This is a genomic window from Rhizobacter sp. P2_G4, from assembly GCF_056403575.1.
Genome location: NZ_JBFUFG010000006.1, coordinates 248,238 through 274,537, shown reverse-complemented (window position 1 = coordinate 274,537; position 26,300 = coordinate 248,238). Strand labels below are relative to the sequence as shown.

General features: G+C 67.2%; 26 protein-coding genes. 10 read left to right on the top strand and 16 right to left on the bottom strand.

Annotation, left to right across the window (positions count from 1 at the left end; all coding sequences use genetic code 11):
* Positions 1 to 3 precede the first annotated feature (3 nt).
* From AC1DYS_RS22210 to AC1DYS_RS22195, 4 genes are read right to left on the bottom strand one after another with little or no spacing between them, the layout of a single operon-like run.
* Positions 4 to 855 (bottom strand): enoyl-CoA hydratase family protein, encoded by an 852-nt coding sequence (locus AC1DYS_RS22210; RefSeq protein ID WP_477903180.1) that lies wholly within the window; start codon positions 853 to 855, stop codon positions 4 to 6.
* On the bottom strand, positions 852 to 1,448 hold the full coding sequence (locus AC1DYS_RS22205) for a MarR family winged helix-turn-helix transcriptional regulator (protein ID WP_477903178.1): 597 nt from the start codon (positions 1,446 to 1,448) through the stop codon (positions 852 to 854). Before AC1DYS_RS22205 ends, AC1DYS_RS22210 begins: the two co-directional genes overlap by 4 nt.
* A complete protein-coding gene (locus tag AC1DYS_RS22200; protein WP_477903292.1) occupies positions 1,445 to 2,212 on the bottom strand; it encodes an SDR family NAD(P)-dependent oxidoreductase in 768 nt (255 codons plus the stop codon). Before AC1DYS_RS22200 ends, AC1DYS_RS22205 begins: the two co-directional genes overlap by 4 nt.
* Positions 2,213 to 2,217: 5 nt before the next feature.
* The gene (locus AC1DYS_RS22195; RefSeq protein ID WP_477903176.1) at positions 2,218 to 4,575 is read right to left on the bottom strand and encodes a bifunctional salicylyl-CoA 5-hydroxylase/oxidoreductase; all 2,358 of its coding nucleotides are present in this window, start codon (positions 4,573 to 4,575) and stop codon (positions 2,218 to 2,220) included.
* Between the two features lie 180 nt (positions 4,576 to 4,755).
* Between AC1DYS_RS22195 and kynB the strand changes: the two genes are divergently transcribed.
* Genes kynB through AC1DYS_RS22170 form a run of 5 tightly spaced genes read left to right on the top strand, consistent with a single transcriptional unit; the run spans position 4,756 to position 8,870 of the window.
* The gene (kynB, locus tag AC1DYS_RS22190; protein WP_477903174.1) at positions 4,756 to 5,379 is read left to right on the top strand and encodes an arylformamidase; all 624 of its coding nucleotides are present in this window, start codon (positions 4,756 to 4,758) and stop codon (positions 5,377 to 5,379) included.
* Entirely contained in the window at positions 5,380 to 6,639 is a 1,260-nt protein-coding gene (gene kynU / locus AC1DYS_RS22185; protein ID WP_477903172.1) for a kynureninase, read from the top strand. It abuts the gene before it with no gap.
* Positions 6,640 to 6,647: 8 nt separating this feature from the next.
* Positions 6,648 to 7,487: a tryptophan 2,3-dioxygenase gene (gene kynA / locus AC1DYS_RS22180; protein ID WP_477903170.1), complete on the top strand. Its 840-nt coding sequence runs from the start codon at positions 6,648 to 6,650 to the stop codon at positions 7,485 to 7,487.
* A 12-nt stretch (positions 7,488 to 7,499) separates the two neighbouring features.
* Complete coding sequence (locus AC1DYS_RS22175) at positions 7,500 to 8,336, top strand: DUF6597 domain-containing transcriptional factor (protein WP_477903168.1); 837 nt, start codon at positions 7,500 to 7,502, stop codon at positions 8,334 to 8,336.
* Between the two features lie 45 nt (positions 8,337 to 8,381).
* On the top strand, positions 8,382 to 8,870 hold the full coding sequence (locus tag AC1DYS_RS22170) for a VOC family protein (protein WP_477903166.1): 489 nt from the start codon (positions 8,382 to 8,384) through the stop codon (positions 8,868 to 8,870).
* 61 nt (positions 8,871 to 8,931) lie between these two features.
* On the opposite strand, the gene AC1DYS_RS22165 is transcribed toward AC1DYS_RS22170, so the two are convergent.
* On the bottom strand, positions 8,932 to 9,420 hold the full coding sequence (locus tag AC1DYS_RS22165) for a hypothetical protein (RefSeq protein WP_477903164.1): 489 nt from the start codon (positions 9,418 to 9,420) through the stop codon (positions 8,932 to 8,934).
* A gap of 111 nt (positions 9,421 to 9,531) precedes the next feature.
* Positions 9,532 to 11,070 (bottom strand): Do family serine endopeptidase, encoded by a 1,539-nt coding sequence (locus AC1DYS_RS22160; protein WP_477903162.1) that lies wholly within the window; start codon positions 11,068 to 11,070, stop codon positions 9,532 to 9,534.
* A gap of 168 nt (positions 11,071 to 11,238) precedes the next feature.
* Between AC1DYS_RS22160 and AC1DYS_RS22155 the strand changes: the two genes are divergently transcribed.
* Positions 11,239 to 13,368, top strand: coding sequence for an FUSC family protein (locus AC1DYS_RS22155; protein ID WP_477903160.1), 2,130 nt, complete (start codon positions 11,239 to 11,241; stop codon positions 13,366 to 13,368).
* Between the two features lie 6 nt (positions 13,369 to 13,374).
* Here AC1DYS_RS22155 and AC1DYS_RS22150 read toward each other — a convergent pair whose 3' ends face one another.
* The 3 genes from AC1DYS_RS22150 to AC1DYS_RS22140 all read right to left on the bottom strand — a co-directional run bounded on the left by AC1DYS_RS22150 (position 13,375) and on the right by AC1DYS_RS22140 (position 14,576).
* Positions 13,375 to 13,719 carry an ArsR/SmtB family transcription factor gene (locus AC1DYS_RS22150; RefSeq protein ID WP_477903158.1) on the bottom strand — a complete coding sequence of 115 codons (345 nt, stop codon included), beginning with the start codon at positions 13,717 to 13,719 and terminating at the stop codon, positions 13,375 to 13,377.
* Positions 13,706 to 14,176 carry an SRPBCC family protein gene (locus AC1DYS_RS22145; protein ID WP_477903156.1) on the bottom strand — a complete coding sequence of 157 codons (471 nt, stop codon included), beginning with the start codon at positions 14,174 to 14,176 and terminating at the stop codon, positions 13,706 to 13,708. Before AC1DYS_RS22145 ends, AC1DYS_RS22150 begins: the two co-directional genes overlap by 14 nt.
* 91 nt (positions 14,177 to 14,267) lie before the next feature.
* Positions 14,268 to 14,576, bottom strand: a complete 309-nt coding sequence (locus AC1DYS_RS22140; protein WP_477903154.1) for a putative quinol monooxygenase — start codon at positions 14,574 to 14,576, stop codon at positions 14,268 to 14,270.
* 109 nt (positions 14,577 to 14,685) lie between these two features.
* Between AC1DYS_RS22140 and AC1DYS_RS22135 the strand changes: the two genes are divergently transcribed.
* Positions 14,686 to 15,648 (top strand): GlxA family transcriptional regulator, encoded by a 963-nt coding sequence (locus AC1DYS_RS22135; RefSeq protein ID WP_477903152.1) that lies wholly within the window; start codon positions 14,686 to 14,688, stop codon positions 15,646 to 15,648.
* Between the two features lie 25 nt (positions 15,649 to 15,673).
* Here the strand turns inward: AC1DYS_RS22135 and AC1DYS_RS22130 are convergent, their stop codons facing one another.
* Positions 15,674 to 16,801, bottom strand: a complete 1,128-nt coding sequence (locus AC1DYS_RS22130) for an aminotransferase class V-fold PLP-dependent enzyme (protein ID WP_477903150.1) — start codon at positions 16,799 to 16,801, stop codon at positions 15,674 to 15,676.
* Between the two features lie 160 nt (positions 16,802 to 16,961).
* Between AC1DYS_RS22130 and AC1DYS_RS22125 the strand changes: the two genes are divergently transcribed.
* Positions 16,962 to 18,131, top strand: coding sequence for an HPP family protein (locus AC1DYS_RS22125; RefSeq protein ID WP_477903148.1), 1,170 nt, complete (start codon positions 16,962 to 16,964; stop codon positions 18,129 to 18,131).
* Positions 18,132 to 18,149: 18 nt separating this feature from the next.
* On the opposite strand, the gene AC1DYS_RS22120 is transcribed toward AC1DYS_RS22125, so the two are convergent.
* Entirely contained in the window at positions 18,150 to 18,749 is a 600-nt protein-coding gene (locus tag AC1DYS_RS22120; RefSeq protein WP_477903146.1) for a TetR/AcrR family transcriptional regulator, read from the bottom strand.
* 87 nt (positions 18,750 to 18,836) lie between these two features.
* On the opposite strand from AC1DYS_RS22120, the gene AC1DYS_RS22115 reads away from it, so the two are divergent.
* A complete protein-coding gene (locus AC1DYS_RS22115; RefSeq protein ID WP_477903144.1) occupies positions 18,837 to 20,063 on the top strand; it encodes an MFS transporter in 1,227 nt (408 codons plus the stop codon).
* Here the strand turns inward: AC1DYS_RS22115 and AC1DYS_RS22110 are convergent.
* From AC1DYS_RS22110 to AC1DYS_RS22095, 4 genes are all read right to left on the bottom strand, one after another.
* Complete coding sequence (locus tag AC1DYS_RS22110; RefSeq protein WP_477903142.1) at positions 20,044 to 20,664, bottom strand: glutathione S-transferase family protein; 621 nt, start codon at positions 20,662 to 20,664, stop codon at positions 20,044 to 20,046. The two genes, AC1DYS_RS22115 and AC1DYS_RS22110, sit on opposite strands and share 20 nt — an antisense overlap.
* A gap of 55 nt (positions 20,665 to 20,719) precedes the next feature.
* A complete protein-coding gene (locus AC1DYS_RS22105; protein WP_477903140.1) occupies positions 20,720 to 21,619 on the bottom strand; it encodes a hypothetical protein in 900 nt (299 codons plus the stop codon).
* 213 nt (positions 21,620 to 21,832) lie between these two features.
* A complete protein-coding gene (locus AC1DYS_RS22100) occupies positions 21,833 to 23,266 on the bottom strand; it encodes an aldehyde dehydrogenase family protein (RefSeq protein ID WP_477903138.1) in 1,434 nt (477 codons plus the stop codon).
* A 198-nt stretch (positions 23,267 to 23,464) separates the two neighbouring features.
* A complete protein-coding gene (locus tag AC1DYS_RS22095; RefSeq protein ID WP_477903136.1) occupies positions 23,465 to 24,028 on the bottom strand; it encodes a YbaK/EbsC family protein in 564 nt (187 codons plus the stop codon).
* Between the two features lie 111 nt (positions 24,029 to 24,139).
* Here AC1DYS_RS22095 and AC1DYS_RS22090 point away from each other — a divergent pair, with 111 nt between their 5' ends.
* Entirely contained in the window at positions 24,140 to 24,799 is a 660-nt protein-coding gene (locus AC1DYS_RS22090; protein WP_477903134.1) for a TOPRIM nucleotidyl transferase/hydrolase domain-containing protein, read from the top strand.
* A 13-nt stretch (positions 24,800 to 24,812) separates the two neighbouring features.
* On the opposite strand, the gene AC1DYS_RS22085 is transcribed toward AC1DYS_RS22090, so the two are convergent.
* Entirely contained in the window at positions 24,813 to 26,267 is a 1,455-nt protein-coding gene (locus AC1DYS_RS22085; protein ID WP_477903132.1) for an HD domain-containing phosphohydrolase, read from the bottom strand.
* Positions 26,268 to 26,300 lie beyond the last annotated feature (33 nt).

Below are 26,300 nucleotides of genomic sequence, written 5' to 3'. Positions count from 1 at the left end.
ATGTCAGTCACCTTCGAAGCTCGGCTTTGTCTTGGCGGCAAAGGCTTCGTAGGCGCGATGAAAGTCCTGCGTCATCATGCAGATCGCTTGCGCCTGCGCTTCGGACTCGATGGCTTCATCGACGCCCATCGCCCATTCCTGATGCAGCATGCGTTTGGTCATCGCATGCGCGAAGCCCGGGCCCTGCGCCAGCTCGCCGGCCCACGCGATGGCACTGGCCGACAAGGCTTCGGGTTCGCTGAGGCGGTTGTAGAAGCCCCATTGCAGCGCCTCTTCGCCGCCCAGCGAGCGGCCTGTGTAGAGCAGCTCCGACGCACGGCCCTGCCCGACGATGCGCGGCAACAGGCTGCACGCGCCCATATCGCAACCCGCGAGCCCCACGCGCGAGAACAGGAACGCGGTCTTGCTGCGCGCGGTGCCCACCCGCAGGTCCGACGCCATCGCGATGATGGCGCCCGCCCCGGCGCACACGCCGTCGATCGCCGACACGATGGGCTGCGGGCAGGTTCGCATGGCCTTCACGAAGTCGCCCGTCATCCGCGTGAACGCCAGCAGGTCGGGCATGCTCATCTGCGTCAGTGGGCCGATGATCTCGTGCACGTCGCCGCCCGAACAGAAGTTGCCGCCTGCTCCCTGCACCACCACCGCCCTCACCTCGTCGACTTGTGCCAACGCGCGGAACAGGTCACGCAGCTCGGCATACGACTCGAAGGTCAGCGGGTTCTTGCGCTCCGGCCGGTTGAGCGTGATGAGGCCCACGCGACCTTCCACCGACCAGCCCACATGCTGCGGCCTCAGCGAATCGGCCGTGCGGCGGTTTCCCGACGCGAGGTGCGTGTCCATCGGTCGTGTCATGCGTTGTTCTCCTTCGGTGAGCGGCTTCGCGCAGGCGCCGCGGCCTTGGCTTTCAAGGGCTTCGATGGCGCAGCAGAGTCCAGCGCAGCCAGGTGCTGCTTCAGGTTGCCCAGCAGCGCCTGCACCTGCGTCTTCTCCGGCGCCGACCAGCCGGCCAGCAGCTCGATCACCCACTGCTCGTGCGTGGCTGCCATGCGGCGGAAGTGGCGCTTGCCCGCCGCAGTGAGCTGCACCGCATACGCACGCCGGTCGCTCGGGTGCGGCGCGCGGCGCACCAGGCCTTCGGCTTCGAGCTGGTCGGTGATGCCGGTCACGTTGCCGCCGGTGACCATCATCCGTTGCGACAGTTCGCCCATCGTCAAGCCTTCGGGCTGGCGCTCCAGCTGCGCCATCAGGTCGAAGCGCGGCAAGGTCGTCGAGAATTCACTGCGCAGGCGGTTGCGGATCGCGCCTTCCACGCGTGTGGTGCACGAAAGCAGGCGCAGCCAGAGCTTGAGCGCCTGGTGGTGCTCGTCTTGCACGCGCGACTCGTGGTCGTGCGCTGCCTCCGCAGGCAAAGCGTCTCGCGGGTCCGAATGGCGTTCGTTCGTCACATCACCTCCCCACCCGCCACCGCGATGGCCTGGCCGTTGATGGCGGCTGACGCCGGCTGGCACAGCCACAGCACCGCCTGCGCCACCTCGTGCGGCTGCACCAGCCGCCCCTGCGGATTGGCCGCAGCCAGCTGCTGTTTCGCCTGCTCGGCCGAGCGGCCTGTCTTGTCGCTGATCTGCTGCACGGCACGCTCGATCAGCTCGGTCTCGGTGTAGCCCGGGCACACCGCGTTCACCGTGACGCCGCGCTGCGCCACCTCAAGCGCCAGCGCACGGGTCCAGCCCAGCACACCATGCTTGGCCGCGCAATACGCCGCCACATACGCGTAGCCCTTCAGCGCGGCCGTGCTCGCCACGTTGACGATGCGGCCGCTACCGCGCGCCAGCATGCCCGGCAGTACCTGCTGAGTGCACAGGAAGCCGCCGGTCAGATTGACCTGCAGCATGCGGTTCCAGAGTTCGATCGAGGTGCGACCGAAGGGCTGGCTCTCTACCTGCCCGGCGTTGTTGATGAGCACGTCCACCGCGCCATGCACTTCGGCCGCCGCGGCAAAGCCCGCCTGCACGCTGCGCTCATCGCCCACGTCCACGGCAATGCACTGCGCATTTGGCACCGCCTGCGCCTGCAGGCTGGCCAGCGTACGGCCCATCAGCGTGACGCGCACACCCTGCCCGGCCAGCGCATGCGCAATGGCGGCCCCGATGCCACTGCCAGCGCCGGTGACCACGGCGTGCCGCCCAGCGAGTGTCGATGCATCGGTCATCGTCATCACACTCCCTGCGCTAGTTGCGCTTGCTCTTGCGCAGACAAGCCCGCCGTCTGCGCGGCCAAGGCGCGCTCGCGCTCCAGGTTGCGTTCGAGTTGCGCCTTGCCGGACAGGTACTGCTTCGGCCAGTCGGCACCGATGCCATTCACGTGGCCGATCTTGGCGGCTTCCATCAGCGTCCATGCCGGGTTGGCGAGGTGCGGTCGGGCCACTGCGCACAAGTCGGCCCGGCCGGCCGCGATGATGCTGTTGACGTGATCCGCCTCGGTGATGGCGCCCACAGCCATGGTGGCGATGCCCACCTCGTTGCGGATCAACTCGGCGAACGGCGTCTGGTACATGCGCCCGTACACCGGCTTCTGCGCCACGCTCACCTGGCCCGACGACACGTCGATCAGGTCGACACCGGCCAGCCGGAAGGCGCGCGCCATCTCCACCGCGTCGGCCGGCGTGTTGCCGCCCTCCACCCAGTCGTGCGCCGACAGCCGCACCGACATCGGCCGATCTTCCGGCCACACCGCGCGCATCGCGGCCACCACCTCCAGCGGCCAGCGCAGGCGGTTGGCCAGCGAGCCGCCATAGGCATCCTGGCGGTGGTTGGTGAGCGGTGACAGGAACGCCGACAACAGGTAGCCGTGCGCGCAGTGCAGCTCCAGACAATCGAAGCCGGCCTCGATACCACGGCGCGTGGCCGCCACGAAATCTTGCGTCACGCGCAGCATGTCGTCGCGTGTCATCTCGCGCGCCCAGTCACTCACGCCGTCCAGGTACTGCTGCGGCGAGGCGGCGATGAGCGGCCAGTTGCCGGTTTCCAGAGGCTGGTCTTCGCCCTGCCACGGCACGCGCGTCGACCCCTTCGGCCCGGCATGCCCGAGTTGCAAGGCGATCTTCGCGGTGCTGTTGCCGTGCACGAAGTCGACGATGCGCTTCCACGCCTGCATCTGCGCATCGTTGTAGAGGCCGGTGCAGCCTGGGGTGATGCGCGCATCGGCGCTGGTGCAGGTCATCTCGGTGAACACCAGCGCGGCACCGCCCATCGCGCGCGCGCCGAGATGCACCAGGTGATGGTCGGTGGGCAGGCCATCGACCGCGCTGTACTGCGCCATCGGCGACACCACCACGCGGTTCTTCAGCGTCAGGCCGCGCAGGCGGAACGGCGTGAACATCGGCGGCACGCCGGTCGGCGTCTGCAGGCCGGCGCGCGAGGCGAGCCAATGCTCGAAGTCACCCACGTAGCCCACGTCGCGCAGCCGCAGGTTCTCGTGCGAGATGCGTTGCGATCGCGTGAGCAGCGAGTACGCAAACTGCTCCGGCTCCAGCCGCGCATGCCGCTCGACGTTCTCGAACCACTCGGTGGAGTTGCGCGCCGCGTTCTGGATCTTCAACACCTCGATGCTGCGCTCGGCCTCATAGGCTTGCAGCGCAGCGTTCAGATCACCGGGGTGGTCGGCGATGCGGGCTGCGAGGTCGATGGCGTCTTCGAGCGCCAGCTTGGTGCCCGAGCCGATGGAGAAGTGGGCTGTGTGAGCAGCGTCGCCCATCAGCACCACCGGCGTGCCGCGCTCGTTGCGGTGCACCCAGCGGCGGCACACCACGCGCGGAAAGCGAATCCACTGCGACGAGCCGCGCAGGTGCGCCGCGTTCGACATCAGTCCATGCCCACCAAGCTGCTCGGCGAACAGCCGCTCGCAGAATGCGATGCTGTCTTCCTTCGACATGCCCTCCAGCCCCGCCGCCTGCCACACGGGCTCGGGTGCTTCGACGATGAAGGTCGACGTGTTGTCGTCGAAGCGGTAGGCATGCGCCTGGAACCAGCCGAACTCGGTCTCCTCAAACGCAAAGGTGAAGGCGTCGAAGCGCTGGTGCGTGCCCAGCCACACGAAGCGGCACAAGCGCAGGTCGACGTCGGGCTGGTAGGTGGCGGCGTACCGGCTGCGGACGCGGCTGTTGAGCCCATCGCAGGCGATCACCAGGTCAGCGCCGAGTTCGGTGTCGTCGGTGCATTCGTTCTGAAAGACCAGCTCCACGCTGAGTTCGGTGCAGCGGTCTTGCAGGATGTTGAGCAGCTGGCGCCGGCCGATGCCGCAGAAGCCGTGGCCCGACGAGCGAATGCGCCGGCCCTTGAAATGGACCTCGATGTCGTCCCAGTGGTTGAAGGCGTTGAGGATCTTCTCGGCCGAGGGCGGGTCGGTGCGCTGGACGGCGCCCAACGTCTGGTCGGAGAAGACGACGCCCCAGCCGAAGGTGTCGTGCGCACGGTTGCGCTCGATCACGCGAACCTCGTGCGCGGGGTTCTGCTTCTTCATGAGCAGGGCGAAATACAAGCCCGCCGGGCCGCCGCCGATGCAGGCGATGCGCATGGGTCCGTCTCCAGAAAGCCGCCGCAACGCACGACTGGCCGATCACAATTTATGTCTTGATATTTGAAGTGTCAAGCAATTTGAAATCTGCGCATCCTGTCTGAAAATACCGACACCGCAGCGCAGAACGCGGTGCTACCGTTTCGGCTCTGTGTCAGCTACCGCCTGGAAAGCACCCTCGTGAAACGCCTCTGGGACATCTCCCCACCCATCGCACCCGACTCGCCGCTCTTCCCCGGCGACCAGGCCTATTCGCAGCAGTGGACGGCGCGCATTGGCCCCGGCTGCCCGGTGAATCTCTCGGCCATCACGATGTCGCCGCACATCGGCGCGCATGCCGACGCGCCGCTGCATTACGCCGACGACGCGCCGCCGATCGGCGAGGTCGACCTCGCGCCCTACCTCGGCCCCTGCCGCGTGGTCCACGCCATCGGCCCGGCAAGGCTGATCCAGATCAGCGACCTGGCGCATGCCACCAAGGGCATGCCGCCGCGCGTGCTGGTGCGCACCACCGAGAAGGCGCCCACAGCATGGTCGGCCGAGTTCTCTGCCTTCGCGCCCGACACCCTGTCGTGGCTGGCGAGCCTGGGCGTGCAGCTGGTTGGCATCGACAGCCAGTCGGTCGACCCGGCAGAAAGCAAGACGCTGGACAGCCACCAGCAGCTGTTCAAACACCACCTGCGCGTGCTCGAGAACCTGGTGCTCGACGGCGTGCCAGCCGGCGACTACGAGCTGATCGCGCTCCCCTTGAAACTGACGATGGCGTGCGCATCGCCTGTGCGCGCCGTGCTGCGAGAACTCTGAATGACCGCTTCAACATCCACCACCCGGCAAGACTGCCTCGCGCTCGATGCGCAGGACCCGCTGGCGCCGCTGCGCGACCAGTTTTCCCTGCCCGAGGGCGTGATCTACCTCGACGGCAACTCGCTCGGCGTGCTGCCGCGCGCCACCGCCGCGCGCGTGCAGCAGGTGGTCATGCACGAGTGGGGCACCGACCTGATCCGCAGCTGGAACACCGCCGGCTGGATCGAGCTGCCGCAGCGCGTGGGCAACAAGATCGCCCAACTCGTCGGCGCGGGTCAGAACGAACTCGTGGTGGCCGACTCCACCTCGGTCAACCTGTTCAAGGTGCTGAGCGCCGCGCTGCGCATCGTGCAGGCCGACGCGCCGACCCGAAAGTGCATCGTCTCCGAGCGCAGCAACTTCCCCACTGACCTCTACATCGCCGAAAGCCTGGCACGAGACCATGGCATGCGCCTGGTGCTGGTCGAGCCCGATGAGATCGCGCAGCACCTCAACGCCGACCTCGCCGTGCTGATGCTCACGCAGGTGAACTACCGCACCGGCCGGCTGCACGACATGGCGGCGTTGACGAAAGCCGCGCACGAAGCCGGCGGCCTCACGGTGTGGGACCTGGCGCACAGCGCCGGCGCCCTGCCCGTCGATCTCAAAGGCAGCCATGCCGACTTCGCCGTCGGCTGCGGCTACAAGTATCTGAACGGCGGCCCCGGCGCACCGGCCTTCGTGTGGTCACACCCACGCCATGCCGAGCGCTTCTGGCAACCGCTGGCCGGCTGGATGGGCCACGCCGCGCCGTTCGAGTTCACGAGCAACTACCGGCCCGCGCCCGGCATCGCCCGCTACCTGTGCGGCACGCCGCCGGTGCTGTCGCTGGCCGCGCTGGAATGCGGCGTCGACACCGTGCTCGCCGCCGACATGCAGGCACTGCGCCGCAAGTCGATGGCACTGACCGATCTCTTCATCGAGCTGGTAGAAGCACGTTGCGCCGGCAACGAGCTGCAGCTCGCATCCCCGCGGCAGGCCGCACAGCGCGGCAGCCAGGCAAGCTTCGCGCATGCCAGCGCGGGCTACCCCATCATGCAGGCGCTGATCGCGCGTGGCGTGATCGGCGACTTCAGAGCGCCCGACATCCTGCGCTTCGGCTTCACGCCGCTCTACACCCGCTTCATCGACGTGTGGGACGCCGTCGAGCACCTCGTGCAGGTGCTGCAAAGCGGCGAATGGCGCGAAGCGCGCTTCAACCAGCGAGCGGCAGTGACATGAGCGGTCACATGAGCAAGCCAGAAGACATCGTGAAGGAAGAAGGCGCCCAGCTCGACTTCTCCAAGGACATGAGCTACGGCGACTACCTTCACCTCGACGAGGTGCTGAACGCGCAGGTGCCGCTCTCGCCCGACCACAACGAGATGCTGTTCATCGTGCAGCACCAGACCAGCGAGTTGTGGATGAAGCTGATGCTGCACGAGCTGAGTGCCGCGGTGCAATGCGTCGCACGCGACGAACTCGGCAGCGCCTTCAAGATGCTCGCGCGCGTCAGCAAGATCATGGAGCAGCTCGTGCACGCGTGGGACGTGCTGGCCACGATGACGCCGCCCGAGTACTCGGCGATTCGCCCCTACCTGAGCAACAGCAGCGGCTTCCAGAGCTGGCAGTACCGCTGCATCGAGTTCCTGCTCGGCAACAAGAACGCCGCGATGCTGAAGCCTCACGCGCACCGGCCAGAGATCCTCGCGCGGGTCGACGCGGCCTGGCGCGCACCCTCGCTGTACGACGAATCACTGCGCCTGCTCGCACGCCGCGGCGTCCCGGTGCCTGCCAGCCACACCGAGCGCGACTGGACGCAGCCCTACCAAGCCAACGCGCAGGTCGAAGCCGCCTGGCTCACGGTCTACCGCGACCCGAAACCGCACTGGGACCTGTACCAGCTCGGCGAAGAACTCACCGACCTCGAAGACGCGTTCCGCCTCTGGCGCTTCCGCCACGTGACCACCGTCGAGCGCGTAATCGGCTTCAAGCGCGGCACCGGCGGCACGGGCGGCGTGAGCTACCTGCGCAAGATGCTCGACGTGGTGCTGTTCCCCGAGATCTGGTCGCTGCGCACCGAGCTCTAGGGACACGACACGATGTTCTTCTCGCGCCGCCCGGTTGCTCCACTGGCGGCGTTCGTCGACACGTTGTGGGCCAGCGACCGGGCTGCCCTGCCGCACGCCCGCGAGCGCAACCTGCCCACCGGCTGCGTCGACATCGTGATCCCGCTGCTCGACGGGCAACGCATCACGCGCTTCACCGGCATTGACGACCTGGGCGACAGCTTCGGCGGCGGCGTGGTCCAGGGCGCGCAAGACCGCAGCCACCAGCGCGAAACACACGGCGCCTCGGCCGTGGTGGGCGTTCATTTCAAACCCGGCGGCGCCGCGGTGTTCTTCGGCGGTGCACTGCCGGAGCTGCGCAACCGCACCGTGCCGCTCGACGCATTGTGGGGACCTTGCGCCCGCTACCTGCGAGAAGAGTTGCGGGCCACCATCGGGCCGCACGCGCGGCTACAGCGGCTCGAGTCCTACCTGATGGCCCGGCTGCAGCAAGCCGCGCCGGCCGATGCGATGGCCTTCGCCGCTCTGCGTGCGCTGGGGCAACAACCCGCTGCTGCCTTCATCGAGCCCGTGCAACGCGCCAGCGGCTGCAGCCCGGCCCAGTTCATCGCCCGCTTCGAGCTGACCGTGGGCCTCACGCCCAAGCGCTATGCGCGGGTGCTGCGCTTCCATGCGCTGATCGAGCGCGTGGCGCTCCGCCGGCCGGATGATTGGGCTCAGGCGGCCGTCGAGGCCGGCTACGCCGACCAATCGCACCTGATCCATGAGTTCAAGCGCCTCGCGGGCATGACGCCAAGGGCCTACCGGCCCATCGCGCCCGACCATCCAACCCATGTGGCCGTGGTCGAAAAAATCTCCAATACGGACTAAATTGGCCGCTCTAGATTCGGTCAATCACTTCAGGAGAAGACCGCCATGCCCGTCACCAAGAATTCCATCCACGAACTGTTCGCGTACCTCTGCGTGCCCGACTCGAAACAGGCCATCACCTTCTATGAGCAGGCTTTCGGCGCGGTGGAGTTGTTTCGCCTCACCGAGCCGTCAGGGCGAATAGGCCACGCCGAGCTGCAGATGGGGCCGAGCGCCGTGCTGATGCTGAACGATCCGTTCCCCGAGTTCGGCATCTTTCCGCCGCCACCGGAAGGCATGCCCGGCTCGCGAATCCATCTGCACGTCGACAACTGCGACGCGATGCTGCGCTCAGCCCTTGCCGCGGGCGCCAAGCAACTGAGCGAACCTGCCGACCAGTTCTACGGTGAGCGCAGCTGCAGGGTGCTGGACCCGTTTGGCCACACCTGGCTGCTCGGCCATTCGATCGAGAAGCTGACGACGGAGGAGATGCAGCGCCGGTATACGGCGCTGATGATCGAGACCGGAGGTTGGAAGCAAGAAAAAAGCGATTGACGCAACCCGCAGCGCGGGCAGCATCAATCGCCTCGTCAGCGAATAGAAGAAAGCTTCGCTGTTACTGCTCGGTTCCCTTCGGGAACACAACGACCGCGCGTGTCGGCTTCGAGCTGTTCACGGCAACGCGAGTTTCCTTCACCTTGCCGTTCAGCGTGGCCGTTACCTTGTACTGGCCGGGAGGCACCTTGGCCCACAGGTACGGCCCTTGGGTCTTGGTCTCGAGCACGACGTCACCGCTCTTGGCGTTCACGACCTGCACGTCCGCGTCGGCGGTGAACCCGTCCTTGTTGCCTTCGCGTTCGTAGATCTCGATGTTCAACGGATAGTCGCGGCGCGCCTCGCGAAAGGCGGGCAACTGCTCGAAGGGAACCCCGCCGGTCACGTACTGAACGTCGCCGGAGGTCTGGACCTCAGGCAACGGCACCGCCTCGCCAGGAGCAACGGTCTTCAATGCGTTGCTTGCCGGTGGAACGGCCGGGTCTTGCGCCCACGCAGCACCCGACAGGGCAAGCGCAGCAGCGGCAACGATCGGGGCGACTTTGTGCATCACGTTTTTCATGACGTTCCTCTCAAAGTTGTTGGAGAACATGCATTTGGCACTTGTTCTTCCCGATCGTTCCGGCCGCGCAGCAGGTCGCGGCCAAGTCCTACGCCCGCATTAGCCAAGGTTTACCGGCACGAAGATACGTTCTCCGTCACGCTCGACCAAAAGCGCCACGCTCTTCGGTTTGCCGCTCATCACGCTGCGCACCTGATCGATCGATGTCACCGGTTTCCCGTTGATCGCGATCAGCACGTCGCCCGCTTCGACACCGGCCCGCGCGGCTGCGCCGCTCACGTTCTCGATCACCATGCCGCCATCGCTCTGGATCTGGCGGCGCTCGTCGCGCGTCAGCGGCCGCAGTGCCAGGCCGAGCTGGCCGCCCTGGTCGGCGGCGTCCTTGTCAGCCACCTGCTTGTCGGCCTCTTCGGCGCCACCGAGCTTGGCTTCAATCTCGCGCGAGGACTGGTCACGCCAGACCTTCAGCTTGACCTTCTCGCCGGGGCTCGCCATGCCGATGATGCTCGACAGCGAACCCGAGCGAACGATCGGCTCGCCGTTCACTTCGGTGATCACGTCACCCGGCTTCAGGCCCGCTTTCTCGGCAGCGCTGTTGCGTGCCACGGTCGCCACGAGCGCACCATCCGGCCGCTTCATGCCAAAGGACTCGGCCAGCGTCTGGTTGATGTCCTGCACCGTCACGCCGAGGCGGCCGTGCGTGGCCTTGCCGGTGGCGACGATCTGGTCCTTGACCTTCAGCGCCACGTCGATCGGGATCGCGAACGCGAGGCCCTGGTAGCCGCCGGACTGCGAGTAGATCTGCGCGTTGATGCCCACCACCGCGCCGCTGCCGTCGAACAGCGGGCCGCCCGAGTTGCCGGGGTTCACCGCAGCGTCGGTCTGGATGAAAGGCACCACCGAGTCGCCCGGCAGCGAGCGGCCCTTGGCGCTCACGATGCCTTGCGTCGCGGTCTGCTCGAAGCCGAACGGCGCGCCCACGGCCATCACCGGGTCACCCACCTCGAGCTGCTTGGGGTTGCCCAGGCGCACAGTCGGCAGGTCTTTTGCGTTGATGCGCAGCACGGCGATGTCGGTCGTCGGGTCGGCACCCAGCACCTTGGCCGCGTATTCACGGCGGTCGCTGAGCTTGACAGTCACGTCCTTGGCTTCACGCACCACGTGCGCGTTGGTCAGGATCAGGCCATCGGCGCTGATGATGAAGCCCGAGCCCTGCCCACGGAACGGTTGCGACGGGCTGCCGCCATTGCCGCGCCCACGCCCTTGCATGCCGGGCAGGCCGCGGAAGAACTGGAAGAACGGGTCGTTCTCCATGCCGGGCGGCAGCCCGTTGGACTGCTGCTCGTCTGCCGACAGCTTGTGCGTGCCGGACACGGTCACACCGACAACCGCAGGGCCGGCCTGCGCAAAGATCGCGCGGTAGTTGGGCACCACAGCTTGCGCCGGAATGGGTGCGACAGGCGCCATCGCGGCGGCGGCCAGGGTGGGCGCTGAAGGCGTCGTCACGGCCGCATGCTGGGTGCTCTCGGGGGCTTCGTTCTTGGAGAGCCAGCTCGGCTTCAGGCTGAACGCGCCGGCCGTGCCCATGGCCAGTACACCGGCTGCGACCAAGGTGGCATTCAGTGGGTTGAGTTTCATCGTGAGCCTCTCTTGTGACTGTCTTCGCGGGAGATTCCGCATGCAGCAAAAGATAGGGGCGACCGGTGAGCGTTCCATTAGGCAAGGATTAGGCGAGGGTTAAGGGCCATGGCGCCTGCGGCGCTATGCTGAGTCGGCCCTCCTCGCCTCCAACCACTCCCTGCACCGATGCCGCATTCCGCCCTCACCCGTTGGACCTTGCGCCTGCCCGCCCATGTGCTCAACGGTCTCACCGTGGCGCTGGGCATCGGCTGCGTGCAGCTGTTGTTCGGCGTGTTGGCCGGCCCGCACATCGCGCAGCTTGCCGTCAGCGGCGCCGTCTACGCAAGCCTGGCCGATGTGCCCGACACACGCGCCCGCTCGTGGCGCCGGGTGCTGAGCGCAGCGGCGGGCGGCACGCTCTCAGCGTGGCTGATCTTGCTGCTGATGCCGCATCCTCAGCTCGTCGGCATCGGCATTGCCGCAATCACCTTCGCCGCGATGATGACGCTGGTGTGGGGGCCGCGCGCCGGCCCGGTATCGTTCGCGCCCCTGCTGGCCATCATCTTCACCATGGGCTTGCCGAAGGCACACGACACGCTGCAAGTCGTCGCCTGGAACGCAGCGGGCGCGCTGGCCTACGYGCTGTGGTCGCAGATCGCCGTCTCGGCCATGCAGCGGCGCTACCGCAGCCTGCTGCTGGCCAACGCCATCGGCGCCACGGTGCGGCTGCTGCAATCGCGCGCCAACCTGCTCGAAGCGGTGGGCGACCGCGCCGACACCTCGGGCCGCCTGCAGGACTGGATCCTCAACGAAGCAGCACTGGCCGAGCGGCTGCAGGCGGCGCGCGACCTGCTGTTCACCGCCTCCGACACCCCACGCGCCCGCCAAGAAACGGCCCTGCTGCTGCACACCATCGAGCTGCGCGACATCCTGCTCGCGAGCCAGCTCGACATCGGCCTGCTAGGCGCCGACGAGCAAGGCCGCCAGCTGCGCCATTGCCTGGCCGAGCGGCTGCGCCAGATGGGCGACGAGCTCGACGCGATGCAGGCTGCGCTGCGCGGCGCGCCCCTCACCTCTGTCGTGCCGCGTGAAGCCAGCACGGTGTCGAGTCTCTTCGGCACGGTCAACCTGGCCACGGGCGACGGCCGCGCCCGTCTGTTGCCGGCACTCGTCAACCGCGTGCTGCACCTGCAGCGCGATCTCGACCGCATGCAGGCGCTGCTGCGCGGCGGAGCGCCTCAGCTGCAGCTCTCGCGCGAAGAGTTGCGCCAGTTCGTCGGCCCCACCAGTTGGCCGCTCGTGGCCTTGCGCGCCCACGCCACGCTGCAGTCACCGGTGTTGCGGCACGCGCTGCGTGCGGCGCTGGCGCTTGCCACCGCCTACTACGTGGCGCTCGTGCTGCCCTGGGCCTCGCACCCGCAGTGGCTGGTGCTGAGCGTGGCCGTGGTGCTGCGCGGCAACCTCGGGCAGACGCTGGCGCGGCGCAACGCGCGCGTGCTCGGCACCATCGCCGGCTGCATGCTGGTGATGCTGCTCGCACAGGTGCCGTCCACCGCCTTCATGGGCTTGGTGTTTCTCGTGGCCGTGGGGCTCGCCCACAGTTTTGCTGTTGAGCGCTACCTCGTCACCGCCGTCGCCGCCACCGTGATGGCCTTGCTGCAGGCCCATTTGGCGCAGCCCGGTTCCGGCTTTCCCATTGCCGAGCGCGTGGCCGACACGGTGCTGGGCGCGCTGCTGGCCTGGGGCTTCAGCTACGTACTTCCCTCGTGGGAGCGGCGCAACCTGCCGCTCACCATCGCGCGCGGCCTGCAGGCGCTGCAAGACTACGCCCGCCATTCGCTGCAAAGCCTCGATGCCGCCGGTGCGGTGGCCCAGCGGCTCGCGCGCCGCCAAGCCTACGACGCGCTGGCAGCGCTCGCCGCTACCTTGCAGCGCAGCGCCGCCGAGCCGGCGAGCGTGCGCCCGCCGGTGCACGAACTCGCGCTGCTGCTCGACCATGGCCAGCGCCTGATGGCTCACCTGTCGGTGCTGCGCCTGATGCTGGCCCGAGGCAGCGCCGAGCTCGGCCAGCCCGAAGCGTCTGCTGCCTTGCAAGCCGCCAGCGAGGCACTGGGCAAGGCACTCGCCGCCTCGGCGCCCGTGGCAGACGACAGCGCCGCGCCCGCCATCGAGATCGGACTCGAGCACCTGCCCGCCGAGCCACCCACCCAGGCGCTGCTGCCCTGGCTGTTGTGGCGCCTGCAGGTCACCGTTCACGACGCCCGCGTGACCGGCGTGGCGGCGAGCCGCGCGCTGGCCTCACTGGCCCCGCGCTGAATTCGCTTACCCCCCGACGAAGGCCTTCAGCCGGATCAGCGCGTCGTCCCACTGCAGCGAGATGCGGTCGAGGTGCTCGCGCACCTCGCGCAGCCGCCGCGGTTGCAACGCCCAGATGTGCTCGCGGCCTCGGCGCTGCCCGACCACGAAACCGGCATCCGCCAGCACCTTCAGGTGCTTGGTGACGGCCTGCCGCGAAACCGCCGACTCCGCGCTCATCTGCGCGATCGACTCCGGCCCCTGGCGCGAGAGCCGCACCAGCAGCTGCAGCCGCGTCTCGTCGCCCAGTGCAGCGAACAGCGGTGCGGCGTTGCGGGCCTGCGTGGCCGACTGCTGGCTAACCCGAGACATGGTTGCGGATGTTGATCACCTGCTCTGCCCAGCCGCCTTCGTTCATGCGGAAAGCTTCGTCGCGGCGCGATGCGGGCAGGCGATCGAAACCCGACTCCACCACGGTCAAGCGCGTTCCACCCGGCATGTCTTCGAGCGTGAACTCGACCAGCGTGCTGGGCTCCTTCGAGTAATAGACCTTCGGGTCGACCGCATACGGGTGCCAGCGGAACGAGAACAAGCGCTCGGCCTCCATGCGTTCCACCTGCACTTCGAAACGAACATGCTCATAGCCCGGATAGGTGATCTGGCCCCACGCGGGCCGGCCCGGAACGAAAGCTGTTTCCAGCTTCACGCCGAACCAGGTGCCGAACTGCTCGGCATCGGTGAGGGCCTGCCACACGCGTGAGCGCGGGGCCTTGAGATCGATCTGTTTCTCGATGCGGTCTGTGCTGGTACGGGTATTGATGGCGTTCATATGCAACCTCCTGGTTGCATTTATAGACGCGCCTCGATGAAAGAGCAACCGCAAGGTTGCTCTTTCAGAAGGGTCTCTTTGCGCCCGAGCCTCAGCCGGCGGCCTTGTTCTTCAGCCCCAGCACGTCGATGCTCTCGATCTTCAGCGAACCTTCGAACAGCTCGGGCGCCTTGGCCATCAAGGCCTTCGCGATCGCCCCGGCGAGGTGAGCCTGGCGGCCCGCTTCGTCGTGGAAGGCGTCGAAGATCGCGAAGCTCGACTTCGACAGGCGCAGCGCAAACCAGATGGGCGTGGTCTGCTCGTCGTTGGCCATCGACAGGCCGGCCTGCAGGAATTGCTCGGCCTCGGCCTCCTTGCCCGGCTTGGCTTCGAGGCGGACGAACAGTGCGAACTTGATCATGATGTGTCTCCAGGTGAGGTGAAGGTCGAGGATTCGACAGAGCTGACTCTAGGCAGCCAGCGGGTAACCCACCATTGCCGCAAATGACATCTTTGATATCGTTCACGCCATGAAGATCTGGGTACTCGCACTCGACGGGGTGTTCGACACGGGCCTGGCCACCGTGCTGGACGCACTCACCACCGCCAATGAGCTCGCCGCCGCGCAGCAGCTGGCCATCACACCGTTCGACGTGCGCGTGGTCGGCTTGCGCAGGCAGGTCAGCACCGCCCAGGGCCTGCGTGTTCCGGTGCACGCGATCGACCCAGACGAACGCCCCGACTGGGTGGTCGTGGTCGCCATTGGCACCAAGATGCCTGCGGCGTTGACGCAGGCGCTGCAGCGCCGCGACGTGCAGCAAGCCGCGCAGCAGCTGCGCACTTGGCATGAGCAGGACGCGCGGCTGGCCGCGGCCTGCATCGGCGGTTTCGTGCTGGCCGAATCAGGCCTGCTCGACGGCCACGAGGCCACCACGAGCTGGTGGCTGGCGCCGCTGTTTCGCGAGCGCTACCCGGCAGTGAAGCTGACCGAATCGCAGATGCTGGTGAACTCGGGCGACTTCGTCACGACTGGTGCCGCCATCGCCCACATCGACCTCGCGCTGTGGCTGGTTCGGCAGGTGAGCCCTGAGCTGGCCGCGGTGACCGCGCGCTACCTGATCGTCGATGACCGGCCCTCACAGGCGCCCTATGTGATCCCCGACCACCTGGCACACACCGACCCGCTGGTGTCGCGCTTCGAGCGCTGGGCGCGTGGCCGGCTCGCACAAGGCTTCTCGCTCGACGACGCGGCAGAGGCACTGGCCACAAGCAAGCGCACCCTGCAGCGCCGGCTCGAGGCCGTGCTCGGCAAGACGCCGCTTTCGTACTTCCAGGATCTGCGCGTCGAGCGGGCGGTGCACCTGCTCAAGACCAGTCGAACCGACATCGAAAGCATCGCGGCACAGGTGGGTTATGCCGACGGCGTGACGCTGCGCTCGCTGCTGCGCCGGCGGTTGGGGCGCGGCGTGCGCCAGATCCGAGGCACCGCCTGAGCGGCACCTCGAAGGCAAACGCTGATCAGCGAATGCGGCTCAGCGCGTCGTCGAGCTGCTGAACCGTGCGCTCCACGTTCTGCAGCTTGTCCAGCCCAAAGAGGCCGATGCGCCAGCTGCGGAAGTCCGCCCCCTCATCGCATTGCAGCGGCACGCCGGCCGCTGTCTGCAGACCGAGGCCCGCGAACTTCTTCGACGACTGGATCTCCGGGTCGTCGGTGTAGCTCACGACGACGCCGGGCGCTTCGAAGCCCGGTGCCGCCACGCTCTTGAATCCCTTGCGAGCAAGCAGCGCACGCACCTGCGTGCCCAGCGCTTGCTGCGCGCTGCGCGCAGTGTCGAAGCCGAGGCGCTTGGTTTCCAGCATCACGTCGCGCACGCGCGTGAGCGCATCGGTCGGCATGGTGGTGTGGTACGCATGGGCGCCGTTTTCATACGTCTCCATGATCTGTAGCCACTTCTTCAGGTCGCAGGCGAAGCTGGTGCTCGTGGTCTTGTCGATGCGCTCGCGGGCGCGTTCGCTCAGCATCACGAAGGCGCTGCCAGGAGAGCCGCTCCAGCCCTTTTGTGGCGCGCTGATCAGCACGTCGACACCGTTGGCTTGCATGTCCACCCACATCGCGCCCGAGGCAATGCAGTCGAGCACGAACAGGCCACCGACGGCGTGCACGGCCTCGCTGATGGCGCGCAGGTAGCCGTCGGGCAGCATGATCCCGGAGGCCGTTTCGACATGCGCTGCGAACACCACGCCCGCCTCTTCACGGCGGATGGCAGCCACCACCTCTTCGATGGGCGCCGGCGCAAATGCGGCCTGCGGGCCCGAGGCGATCGGACGGGCCTTCAGCACCGTGGCACTCGACGGGATCGAGCCCATGTCAAAGATCTGCGTCCAGCGGTAGCTGAACCAGCCGTTGCGAACCACGACCACTTTCTGCCCCGTGGCGAACTGGCGCGCCACCGCTTCCATGCCGAAAGTGCCGCTGCCCGGCACCACGATCGCCGACTTGGCCTTGTAAGCCTCTTTCAGCGTGGACGAGATGTCGCGCATCACCCCCTGGAACTTCTGCGACATGTGATTCAGTGCGCGGTCGGTGTAGACCACCGAGAACTCGAGCAGGCCTTCAGGGTCGACGTGGGGAAGCAGTCCGGGCATGGTGGGTCTCCGAGGGTTCTTTTGAGTAGGACGAAGCCAGCTTAGCACCGGGCGTAATGCATCGCCCCGGGGAGGTATTCGTGGGGAGATACCCGGGGCGGCGCCAGGGCCTGAGCAGCCACAATGGCAACCCTTTGCCGGCTTCTCCACAGATGCATCGATGGCTGAACAAGACGTGAACCTCAGCGCCCTCGCCTTGCCGAGACGCGCACGCGCCCGCGCCTGGCTGCGCGACTTCCTGCCGGCCCGCATGGCCGTCGACGCCCGCGAGCGCTGGCGCGTGGTGGCAGGTGCCGCACTCGGCCTCTTTTTCACCGCCCTGCTGAGCCACTGGCTGACGCAGAACGTCGCCGGCGTTCCCTGGCTCATCGCACCGCTGGGTGCGAGCGCGGTGCTCGTGTTCGGCGTGCCGGCCAGCCCGATGGCGCAGCCCTGGGCCGTGGCCGGCGGCAACACCGTGTCGGCGATGGTGGGCATCGTCTGCGTGCAGGCCTTCGGCGTGGAACCGTGGGTCGCGGCCTCGGCGGTGGGGCTGGCCATCGGCGCGATGTTCCTGCTGCGCTGCCTGCATCCGCCGGGCGGTGCCAGCGCCTTGCTGGTGGTGCTGACGGGTGTGCACGATCTGCAGTTCGCGCTCGCGCCGGTGCTGCTCGGCTCGGCCTTGCTGGTCACCGCCGGCATTGCCTATAACAACCTGACCCAGCGCCGCTATCCGCATGGCCAGCTCCTGCCCGCACCGGCTGCCGGCAAGGTGCAGGCCCCGGGATTCGCCGAGGCCGATCTCGACGCGGTACTCGCCCGCTACAACCAGGTGCTCGACCTGAGCCGCGACGACCTGCAGAACCTGCTGGCGCAAACCGAGATCGAGGCCTACCGCCGCCGGCTGGGCGAGGTGCGCTGTGCCGACATCATGTCGCGCGACGTGGCCACCGTCTCCTACGGCACTTCGTTGCAAGACGCCTGGGCCCTGCTGCGCGAGCGCCGCATCAAGGCCTTGCCGGTGGTCGACCGCGTGTCGCGCGTGGTGGGCATCGTCACGCTGTCCGACTTCTTGCGCAGTGCCGACCTCGACTGGCATCATGGCTGGGCACAGCGCCTGCGCGCTTTCGTCAGCCCGTCCAACACCACGCATTCAGACAAGCCCGAAGCCGTCGGCCAGATCATGGTGAGGCAGGTGCGCGTGGCCAGCGCCGACCGGCCGATCAGCGAGCTCGTGCCGCTGTTCGCCGACACCGGCCACCACCACATCCCGATCATCGATGCCGACAAGCGGCTGGTCGGCATCATCACGCAGTCCGACCTCGTCGCCGCGCTGACCCGCACGGGCTGACGGCGGCCGTCACGCCTCTCAGGCGGGGGTTGCTGCCGCCGCCTTCTTTTTCACGGCGCCCGCCATGCAGGCATCCACCAGCCCTCGCACGTGCCGCTGCGTGGGCGGTACCGGCCCGAACAGCAGGCGGTAGATGATCGGCGCCACCACGACGTCCATCACCGCATCGACTTCGGGCACCGCCTGCTTGCGCGCCATGCCGCGGTCCACGATGACGGCGATCTGGCTTGCGGTGAACTCTGCACAGCGGCACGGCACCGGCACGTCGCCGCTGCTGCGGCCCGAGAGCACATCGCGCATCATCGCCAGGCCGATCTCCGACGACATCTCGTCCAGGTACTGCTCGGCCCACGCCCGCAGATCGCCCTTCACGGTGCCGGTGTCGGCAGGCTCGCCTTCCGGGCGCATGCGTTCCATGGCCACGTCGGCCAGCAGGTCGGCCAGGTCACCCCAGCGTCGGTAAATGGTCGATGGCGTCACGCCGGCACGCGCCGCGATGAGCGGCACCGTCAGTTCCGCGCGGCCATGCGCTTCCATCAATTCATGTGTGGCCTGGTGGACGGCTGCCTGCACCCGCGCGCTGCGGCCACCGGGGCGGAGGTTGGGTCTGGAACTCATGCGGACAATGTTAACGCAAAGGATTTGCTTTAGTGACAGAATGAATAAACGCAAAGACTTTGCTTTTGTCGCACCGAAGGGATTCACATGCCGCCGCTCGCCAACGACCCGCTGCCCGCCCTCGGCGCCAGGCGCATGAACGCCGCGCAGGCGCTGTGGCTGCACGGCATCGTCCTCGTGAGCTTTCTCGCGGCATCGAGCGCGCCTTCGCCGCTGTATGCGATCTACCGAGAGGCCTGGGGCTTCTCCGCCCTCACGCTCACGCTGGTGTTCAGCAGCTATGCCTTCGCATTGCTTGCCGCGCTGCTCGTGCTGGGCGGGCTGTCGGACCACCGCGGCCGGCGCGAAGTGGTGCTGCTGTCCATCGGCCTAGAATTCGCGTCCATCGTGCTCTTCTGGCGCGCCGACTCGGTAACCTGGCTGCTGGCCGCGCGCGTGCTGCAGGGCCTGGCAACCGGCATCGCCACCAGCACCGTCAGCGCCGCCATGCTGGACCTGAACCGCGAACGTGGCTCGCTCATCAACGGCATCGCGCCGATGATCGGCATGGCGCTTGGCGCGCTGGGCACGAGCGCGCTGGTGCAGTTCGCACCCGCACCGACGAAGCTGGTGTTCGAGTTGCTGCTGCTCGCCTTTGCCCTGCAAGCCGTGGCGGCGTTCTATCTGCCCGAGACGGTCGAGCGGCGCCCCGGCGTGTGGCAATCGTTGAAGCCCAAGCTCTCGATTCCCGTGCAGGCCCGTTTGACGCTGTGGCAGCTGCTGCCCGTCAACACCGCGTTGTGGGCGCTCGGCGGCTTCTATCTGTCGCTCGGGCCCACGCTCGCGAAGCTCATCACCGGCAACGATGCGCCGGTCATCGGAGGTGCGCTGATCGCCGTGCTGGTGCTCAGCGCCGCTGTCTCGATCTACGCGGTGAGAGCGCGCTCGCCGCGCGCCACGCTGGCCGTGGGTGCCGCCTTCTTCGCCGTCGGGCTTGTCATCACGCTGGCCGGCATGCACTGGCATGTGACGCCGCTGTTCTTCGCCGGCACGGCGCTCGCGGGCGTGGGCTTCGGCGCTTCGTTCAACGGCGCGATGCGCAGCCTGGTGCCGCTGGCCACAGCACTCGAGCGGGCCGGGCTGATGGCCAGCTTCTTCGTGCTCAGCTACCTGGCGTTCAGCCTGCCGGCCATTGCGGCCGGCCTGTGCGTCGGCATCTTCGGCCTGAAGCCCACCGCGATGGGCTACGGCTCGCTGCTGGTCGCGATGGCCCTCGCCGCGCTGGTGGCAATGAAGCCGTGGCGCAGCGGCCAGGTCAGCTCAACGGCAGCATGACGACACGGCGGTACGCCGGCCGCGTCGCCAGCGCGTCGAACCAACGCTGAAAGTTGGGCAAGAGCGGCCGCTCGATCGGCAGCGCCATCCAGCGCCACGCCGCGCAGCCCACCGCGATATCGCCCATCGTGAACGTGTCGCCACCGACGAACTCGGTCGCAGCGAGTTGCGCGTCGAGAACCCGCAAGACTTCGACGGTCTCCAAACGATCTGCCTCGATCGCCGCTGCATTGCGCTGCGCCTCGGGCGTGCGCATGAAGGCGCGGAACAACGGCACCATCGTCGGCCAAAGCGTCGAGTTGGCCCAGTCCATCCAGCGGTCGGCGCGCGCGCGTTCTCTCACATCCGTGGGCCACAGCGTCCCGGCTGCGTGCTTCGCCGCAAGGTAGCGCAGGATTGCGTTCGACTCCCACAGCACGAAGCCATCGTCGTCGATGGTCGGTACCAGGCCATTGGGGTTGATCTGGCGGAACTCCGGAGTGTTCACCACTCCAAAGTGCCGGCCCGCGTCGATGCGCTGGTACGCGAGGCCGAGCTCCTCGCAGCACCACATGATTTTCTGAACGTTGACGGAATCGGCATTGCCCCAGAGCAGCAACATGGGAGACCCTAACTGAGTGAATCGCGCGACACACGGCTACGCACGCGTTGCACCCTTAAAAATCAGGGATGGGATTGCTACCACTGATCAGCGTGAGCTCGCCCCGTGTCGCTTCGTAGATCGCCTGTTCTTGAATCTTCTTGATGGGCAGAAACTCACCGTGTTCGTCCAGTTGGCGCAGTCGACCTTCGTACGACACCAGCAAGCGGTTTCCCCGGAATTTCCACTGACCTTGAATATCCAGGCACTCGTTGTTTTGTACCTCGGTGTCTTCTTCAGGGTCTTCCTCGGCGTCTTCCTCCACAGGGGCAGGATTGTCCAAAGCACTGCAGGCGCCATAGGCGCCATCGTTGTTCACCGACAGGGCAATGCCCGAATTCAGCAAGGTGGCTCGATCGCGCTGAAGGCCAACGACCACAAGCCATCTGCCGCAATAGCCTTGCGAGCAGCTTCCCCATTGGGCGGTGACGGCAAAGTGCCCCTCTCCCAGTTTTGTGACGCCGGTCTGGCCGATATTGCCGCCCGCGCCACTGGTTGCCACGGAATGCTGTCGGTTCGCTATCCGCCACCCGGCGGCACTGTGTTCAAAGAAGTAGGCACCGATCGTCCCGGAAGACGCAGGGTGGTCGTATGGACGATTGCTTTCATCGACCGGCAGAACCTGGGTCACCAGCGCAGCATGTGTGTCGTCCAGTTTCACAACATACAGAGGGGAGACTTCTGCCTGAGTCACTGCTTTGGCCACCGCTTCGCCGGGAGCATCTGTTGTGATCGACCAGTCCGTGCTTTGGATTTTTTCGCTTCCGGTCGGCGCCCAACCGGGGAAAGCCAGAACCATCAAGGCATTTCGGTCCAGGGTTTCGGAATATCGAACTTGTGATTTTGGGCAACCGGCAAGCAACAGGCTTGTCGCGATCAACACGCAACGAACGGCGAACTTGCTGAATAAATTCATCTGATTCTTACGAGATCGAGGGGCGGCATGCCGATGAACACCACACATCATGTCCGGCGTTGCCCAGGTGCAGGCATTCCGACCAGCTCAGTGCGAACGGTCGGAGACTGTCGCACGTTATGGAAACCTCGATACGAGGCCTACGCCACCGGGCCTGATGGCTGGGCCATCGCGCCCGCGCCGGCCTCCCGGCCGTGCGCGGGTGCATGAACGTCAGGCCGCCTTCGGCGCGAAGCCCAGCAGGGCCTTCGTTTCGAGGAATTCGCCGAATGCCTTGTCGCCCCACTCGCGGCCATTGCCCGATTGCTTGAAGCCGCCGAACGGTGCCATCAGATCCACCGCTGCGCTGTTGATGTTGACTTGACCGGCGCGCAGGCGCGAGGCCACCTTGCGCGTGGCTTCGGGGTCGGTGCCCGAGACGTAAGCGGCCAGGCCGTAAGGCGTGTCGTTGCCAATGGCGATGGCTTCGTCGACCGTGTCGTAGCCGAGGATGGTGAGCACCGGGCCGAAGATCTCTTCGCGCGCCACCGTCATCTGGTTGTTCACGTTCGCAAGAATCGTCGGCTTCACGTAGTAGCCGGTTTCCAGACCCGCCGGCTTGCCGGGCCCACCTGCGACCACGGTGGCGCCTTCTTCGATGCCCTTGTGGATCAGCGTCTGGATCTTGTCCCACTGCTGGGCCGAGACCACGGGGCCGAGGCTGGCGCCGCTGGCCGGTGCGCCGACGGTCGTCGCTTCGGCGGCGGCCTTGGCGATGGCGATGGCCTCGGCCATGCGCGAGTTGGGCACCAGCATGCGCGTCGGTGCGTTGCACGACTGACCCGAGTTGCCCATCACGCCGCGCACGCCGGCGGTCACGGCCTTCTTCAAGTCGGCGTCTTCCAGAATGATGTTCGGCGACTTGCCACCCAGCTCCTGGTGCACGCGCTTCACAGTGGGCGCCGCATTGCGCGCCACCTCGACACCGGCACGCGTAGAGCCGGTGAACGACACCATGTCGACCTCGGGGTGGCTGGAGAGCGCGGCACCCACGGTCGGCCCGTCGCCGTTGACGAGGTTGAACACGCCCGCGGGCACGCCGGCCGTGTGCAGGATCTCGGCCCACACCTGGGCCGAGAACGGTGCGATCTCCGAGGGCTTCAACACCATGGTGCAGCCCACCGCGAGGGCAGGCGCCACCTTGCAGGCGATCTGGTTCATCGGCCAGTTCCACGGCGTGATGAAGGCGCACACGCCGATGGGCTCATGCACGATGCGCGTGGTGCCGCGGTCTTCGCTGAACGAGTAGCTCTTCAGCACCGAAAGCGCCGTCTGCAGGTGGCCGATGCCCATGGCTGCCTGCGCGTCGTTCGAGAGCTTGGCGGGTGCGCCCATCTCTTCGGTGATGGCAGCGGCCACGTCGGCATAGCGCTTCTTGTACTCGTCGATGATGCGTTCGAGCAGTGCCACGCGCTCGGCCACGCTGGTCTGCGAGAAGCTCGCGAAGGCTGCACGAGCCGCCTTCACGGCCACGTCGACATCCTTGGCCGAACCCATCGAGATGCGGCCGGCCACGCCTTCGGTGGCGGGGTTGATCACGTCGAGCGTCTTGGGCGTCGCCGGGTCGACCCAGGCGCCGTTGATGTAGAACTTGAGGTAGTCACGCATGGTGTCTTGCTCCGTTGAAAACAGGTTGGAGAAGGGGCAGAGCGAAGTATTGGCGAGGCGTGCTCGTCGCAGTAGCGCGCTAACCCTGCCGGCTGATGGGTCTATCCGGTGGCCCGCCCTGGCCGGGCTTCCACAGGGTTGCACGAACGCGCCGCACGCGCTGTCGGCGAGGCGACACCCACTGGGGACCTCGGCCGTCTATTGCGGCTGAGGCTCAAATGTGAGCGGGGCGACTTCAAGCAATGGCAGGCGCGTCAGCGTCGACGGTGACAACAGGATCTTGGTTTCGCGAACGCCCGCTCCCATCACGACATACGTCCGCGCCACCACCGCCGCATCCACCAAAACGCGCGTGCCCGACGGCAGCCCGACCGCGGTGATGCCACCGAACTCCATGCCGGTGATCTCCGTCGCGACCTCACGCTTCGCCAAGGTCAGGCGCTTGGCGCCGAGCTTCTCCTTCACCGCGCCATTGATGTCGAGCCGGCGCGAGCCGAGCGTGACGGCAGCCGCGAAGTGCTCGCCCTGGTCGCGGGTGTATTTCAGGATCAGCGTGTTCGCACAGTCCTCGAGCCCGAACCCGTAGCGGGCACTGAACGCCGCGGTGTCCGAGTACTCGTCCAGGCACGAGAACACCAGCACGTCTTCGCCATGCAAGGCCGACGCGACGGCGGCTGGCATGTGCGCGTGCCATTGCTCGACGGGGATGGGGTCGAAGCGAAACTGCTTCGCGAATTCGTGAATGGAGATGGATGTCGTCATGCTGCTTCAACGGGTAGCGGGAAGTCGGGTCTGGGGAAGCCGCCGTTCCCCGCTGGACTGATCGGCGGCATGCTAGTAGCTTTCAAGCCCGGTTGCATTCCCGCTTCCAGCATGACCGCACCACACCATCATCTCGATGCCGAGCCATTCGCACCAGGTCCCCGGCCGCCTTTGGCGGTCGAAGACGCTTGCGAGTTGCTCGCAGCAGCCCATGCACGCGCAGTGATCCTCGTCGAAGGCTGGAGCGATCAGGCCGCTCTTGAATCACTGGCGCTGAGACGAGGCATGGACCTGGTTGCCGAGGGGATCGGCATCCTGCCGATGGGCGGCATCACCAACATCGGCAAGTTCGCAGACGCGCTGGGTCCAAGGGGGTTGAACCTCCGCTTGGCAGGTCTTTGCGACGCGGCCGAGGCACCGTACGCCACGCGCAGCCTGCACCGCATGGGGCTTGCCAACGCGCTCACCCGCGAAGCGACCGAAGCGCTCGGCTTCTTCGTGTGCGAAGCCGATCTGGAGGACGAGCTGATTCGCGCCTTGGGCACCGCAGCCGTCGAGCGCGTGCTCGACAGCGAAGGCGAGCTGGCGTCGTTCCGCAAGTTTCAGGACCAGCCCGCGCAACGCGGGCGCAGTGCACACGCGCATCTGCGGCGCTTCATGGGCACGCGCGCACGGCGCAAGATCCGCTACGGCTCCTTGCTGGTCGAGGCATTGCCTCTCGACCATGTGCCTCGGGCACTCGATCAGGTGCTCGCCTATCACCGTACGTGACCCCACCCCGCCGCTACAGCAGCCCGGTCGTCAGTGCCTTCAGCGTGGCCGCGGCGCGTGTCGTACATTCGAGCTTGCGGAAGATGTTTTCCAGGTGTGCACGCACCGTGCTCGGGCTGATGCCGAGCGTGCGTGCTGCCTCCTTGTTGCTCTCGCCATGGCTGATGCGGCGCAGCACCTCGATCTCGCGGCCAGACAGAGGGCCAGCTGGGTCGACTGAGGCCGGCTTGTGCGCCGCTGGCGGCCCGCCGGTGAGCGCGGCCACCACCTTCGCGTCAAAGCGGCCACGGTCCGCCTCGTCACGCAGGCGCTGCGCGGCCTCTTCTTCACTCAGGCCCACGCGGCCCGGTCGCTCGGTTTGCCACATCACCCATTGCGTGGCGGCGGCGAGCACGCGGCCCTCGATGCCGATCGCGTCGCCGGATGCGCCCCGAAAGAACCCTGAGCCGTCCAGGCGCTCGTCGGCATACGAGGCGATGTCGGCCTCCTCGCCCAGGCTGCCGATGCGGCGCGCGGCGCGTGCCGTCCAGTACGGCACCAGGCGCAGGCGCTCCATCGCCGCCTCGCCGGGCGGGCCCGGCTGGCTCCAGATCGCATTCGGCACCGCAGCGCGGCCGATGCCGTGGATCAGTGCCGCACGGCGGATGCGCAGCTGCTGCGCTTCGGGCAACGCGAGCTGCACCGCGCAGACCCGCGCTGCCTCCGCGACACGGCGCGAGTAGCCGGTGAGCCAGGGCAGCTTCAGGTCGATCACGTCGGCGATCAACTCCAGCGACGTGCTCGGTGCCGGCAGCGTTTGCGCGAGCGGCGCATCGATGCAGCCCGGCTCCTGCTCCAGCGTGTGCAGCCAGTCGGCAGCGTTCTCGCGCAGCGTCGACAGCCACTCCACGGGATAGTGCCGGCCGGCGCGTGCGGCCAAGCCGGTCAGCGCGCGTTCGAGGTCATAGAGGCGGCTGTGGATTTCCAGGTCGCTCGCGATCTGCACCAGTTGCACCTCGGTCGGCACTTCGTTGCCGGCGAGCGCGTTCGGCTGGCCACTGCCATCCAGCATCTCGAAGATGCGGCGCAGCGCGCGCTCGATCGGCAGGGGCAGGCCCAGCGTGCGCGCCACGTCACCCGACACCTCGCAGTGGATCTGCGCCGCGGGCTTGATCGACCCGACCAGATGCGCCGGCAAGCCGACCGCCAGCATCGCCTGCCGGCCGCCCACGTCGTCGCCCATCAGGTCGGCGAACTCTGGCGCGTTGGCGGTGCAGCCGGACCAGCGCAGCAGCGAGACGTAGAGCGCATGCGTCTGCACCTGCGCATCGAGGCCGAGCGCTGCCGCAAGCTGCGACGCCAGCCAGCCGGTGCGGGCCGAATGGTCGACGGGCTGGCCCATGCTCAGGTCGCCGACGAAGGCGAGCGCCTTCACGGCGTCGAAAACCTGAACGTGTGAGTCTGAGGACTGAGAGTCGGAGGCGGACATCGCTTGCATCAAATGGAAAACAGGGCGCGCCGC

Bases quoted from the DNA above. Each gene is read 5' to 3' on its own strand.
- AC1DYS_RS22210 (WP_477903180.1), bottom strand. From the start codon at position 855: ATGACACGACCGATGGACACGCACCTCGCGTCGGGAAACCGCCGCACG.
- AC1DYS_RS22200 (WP_477903292.1), bottom strand. From the start codon at position 2,212: ATGACCGATGCATCGACACTCGCTGGGCGGCACGCCGTGGTCACCGGC.
- AC1DYS_RS22195 (WP_477903176.1), bottom strand. From the start codon at position 4,575: ATGCGCATCGCCTGCATCGGCGGCGGCCCGGCGGGCTTGTATTTCGCC.
- kynU (WP_477903172.1), top strand. From the start codon at position 5,380: ATGACCGCTTCAACATCCACCACCCGGCAAGACTGCCTCGCGCTCGAT.
- kynA (WP_477903170.1), top strand. From the start codon at position 6,648: ATGAGCAAGCCAGAAGACATCGTGAAGGAAGAAGGCGCCCAGCTCGAC.
- AC1DYS_RS22175 (WP_477903168.1), top strand. From the start codon at position 7,500: ATGTTCTTCTCGCGCCGCCCGGTTGCTCCACTGGCGGCGTTCGTCGAC.
- AC1DYS_RS22170 (WP_477903166.1), top strand. From the start codon at position 8,382: ATGCCCGTCACCAAGAATTCCATCCACGAACTGTTCGCGTACCTCTGC.
- AC1DYS_RS22165 (WP_477903164.1), bottom strand. From the start codon at position 9,420: ATGCACAAAGTCGCCCCGATCGTTGCCGCTGCTGCGCTTGCCCTGTCG.
- AC1DYS_RS22160 (WP_477903162.1), bottom strand. From the start codon at position 11,070: ATGAAACTCAACCCACTGAATGCCACCTTGGTCGCAGCCGGTGTACTG.
- AC1DYS_RS22150 (WP_477903158.1), bottom strand. From the start codon at position 13,719: ATGTCTCGGGTTAGCCAGCAGTCGGCCACGCAGGCCCGCAACGCCGCA.
- AC1DYS_RS22145 (WP_477903156.1), bottom strand. From the start codon at position 14,176: ATGAACGCCATCAATACCCGTACCAGCACAGACCGCATCGAGAAACAG.
- AC1DYS_RS22140 (WP_477903154.1), bottom strand. From the start codon at position 14,576: ATGATCAAGTTCGCACTGTTCGTCCGCCTCGAAGCCAAGCCGGGCAAG.
- AC1DYS_RS22135 (WP_477903152.1), top strand. From the start codon at position 14,686: ATGAAGATCTGGGTACTCGCACTCGACGGGGTGTTCGACACGGGCCTG.
- AC1DYS_RS22130 (WP_477903150.1), bottom strand. From the start codon at position 16,801: ATGCCCGGACTGCTTCCCCACGTCGACCCTGAAGGCCTGCTCGAGTTC.
- AC1DYS_RS22125 (WP_477903148.1), top strand. From the start codon at position 16,962: ATGGCTGAACAAGACGTGAACCTCAGCGCCCTCGCCTTGCCGAGACGC.
- AC1DYS_RS22120 (WP_477903146.1), bottom strand. From the start codon at position 18,749: ATGAGTTCCAGACCCAACCTCCGCCCCGGTGGCCGCAGCGCGCGGGTG.
- AC1DYS_RS22115 (WP_477903144.1), top strand. From the start codon at position 18,837: ATGCCGCCGCTCGCCAACGACCCGCTGCCCGCCCTCGGCGCCAGGCGC.
- AC1DYS_RS22110 (WP_477903142.1), bottom strand. From the start codon at position 20,664: ATGTTGCTGCTCTGGGGCAATGCCGATTCCGTCAACGTTCAGAAAATC.
- AC1DYS_RS22105 (WP_477903140.1), bottom strand. From the start codon at position 21,619: ATGAATTTATTCAGCAAGTTCGCCGTTCGTTGCGTGTTGATCGCGACA.
- AC1DYS_RS22100 (WP_477903138.1), bottom strand. From the start codon at position 23,266: ATGCGTGACTACCTCAAGTTCTACATCAACGGCGCCTGGGTCGACCCG.
- AC1DYS_RS22095 (WP_477903136.1), bottom strand. From the start codon at position 24,028: ATGACGACATCCATCTCCATTCACGAATTCGCGAAGCAGTTTCGCTTC.
- AC1DYS_RS22090 (WP_477903134.1), top strand. From the start codon at position 24,140: ATGACCGCACCACACCATCATCTCGATGCCGAGCCATTCGCACCAGGT.
- AC1DYS_RS22085 (WP_477903132.1), bottom strand. From the start codon at position 26,267: ATGTCCGCCTCCGACTCTCAGTCCTCAGACTCACACGTTCAGGTTTTC.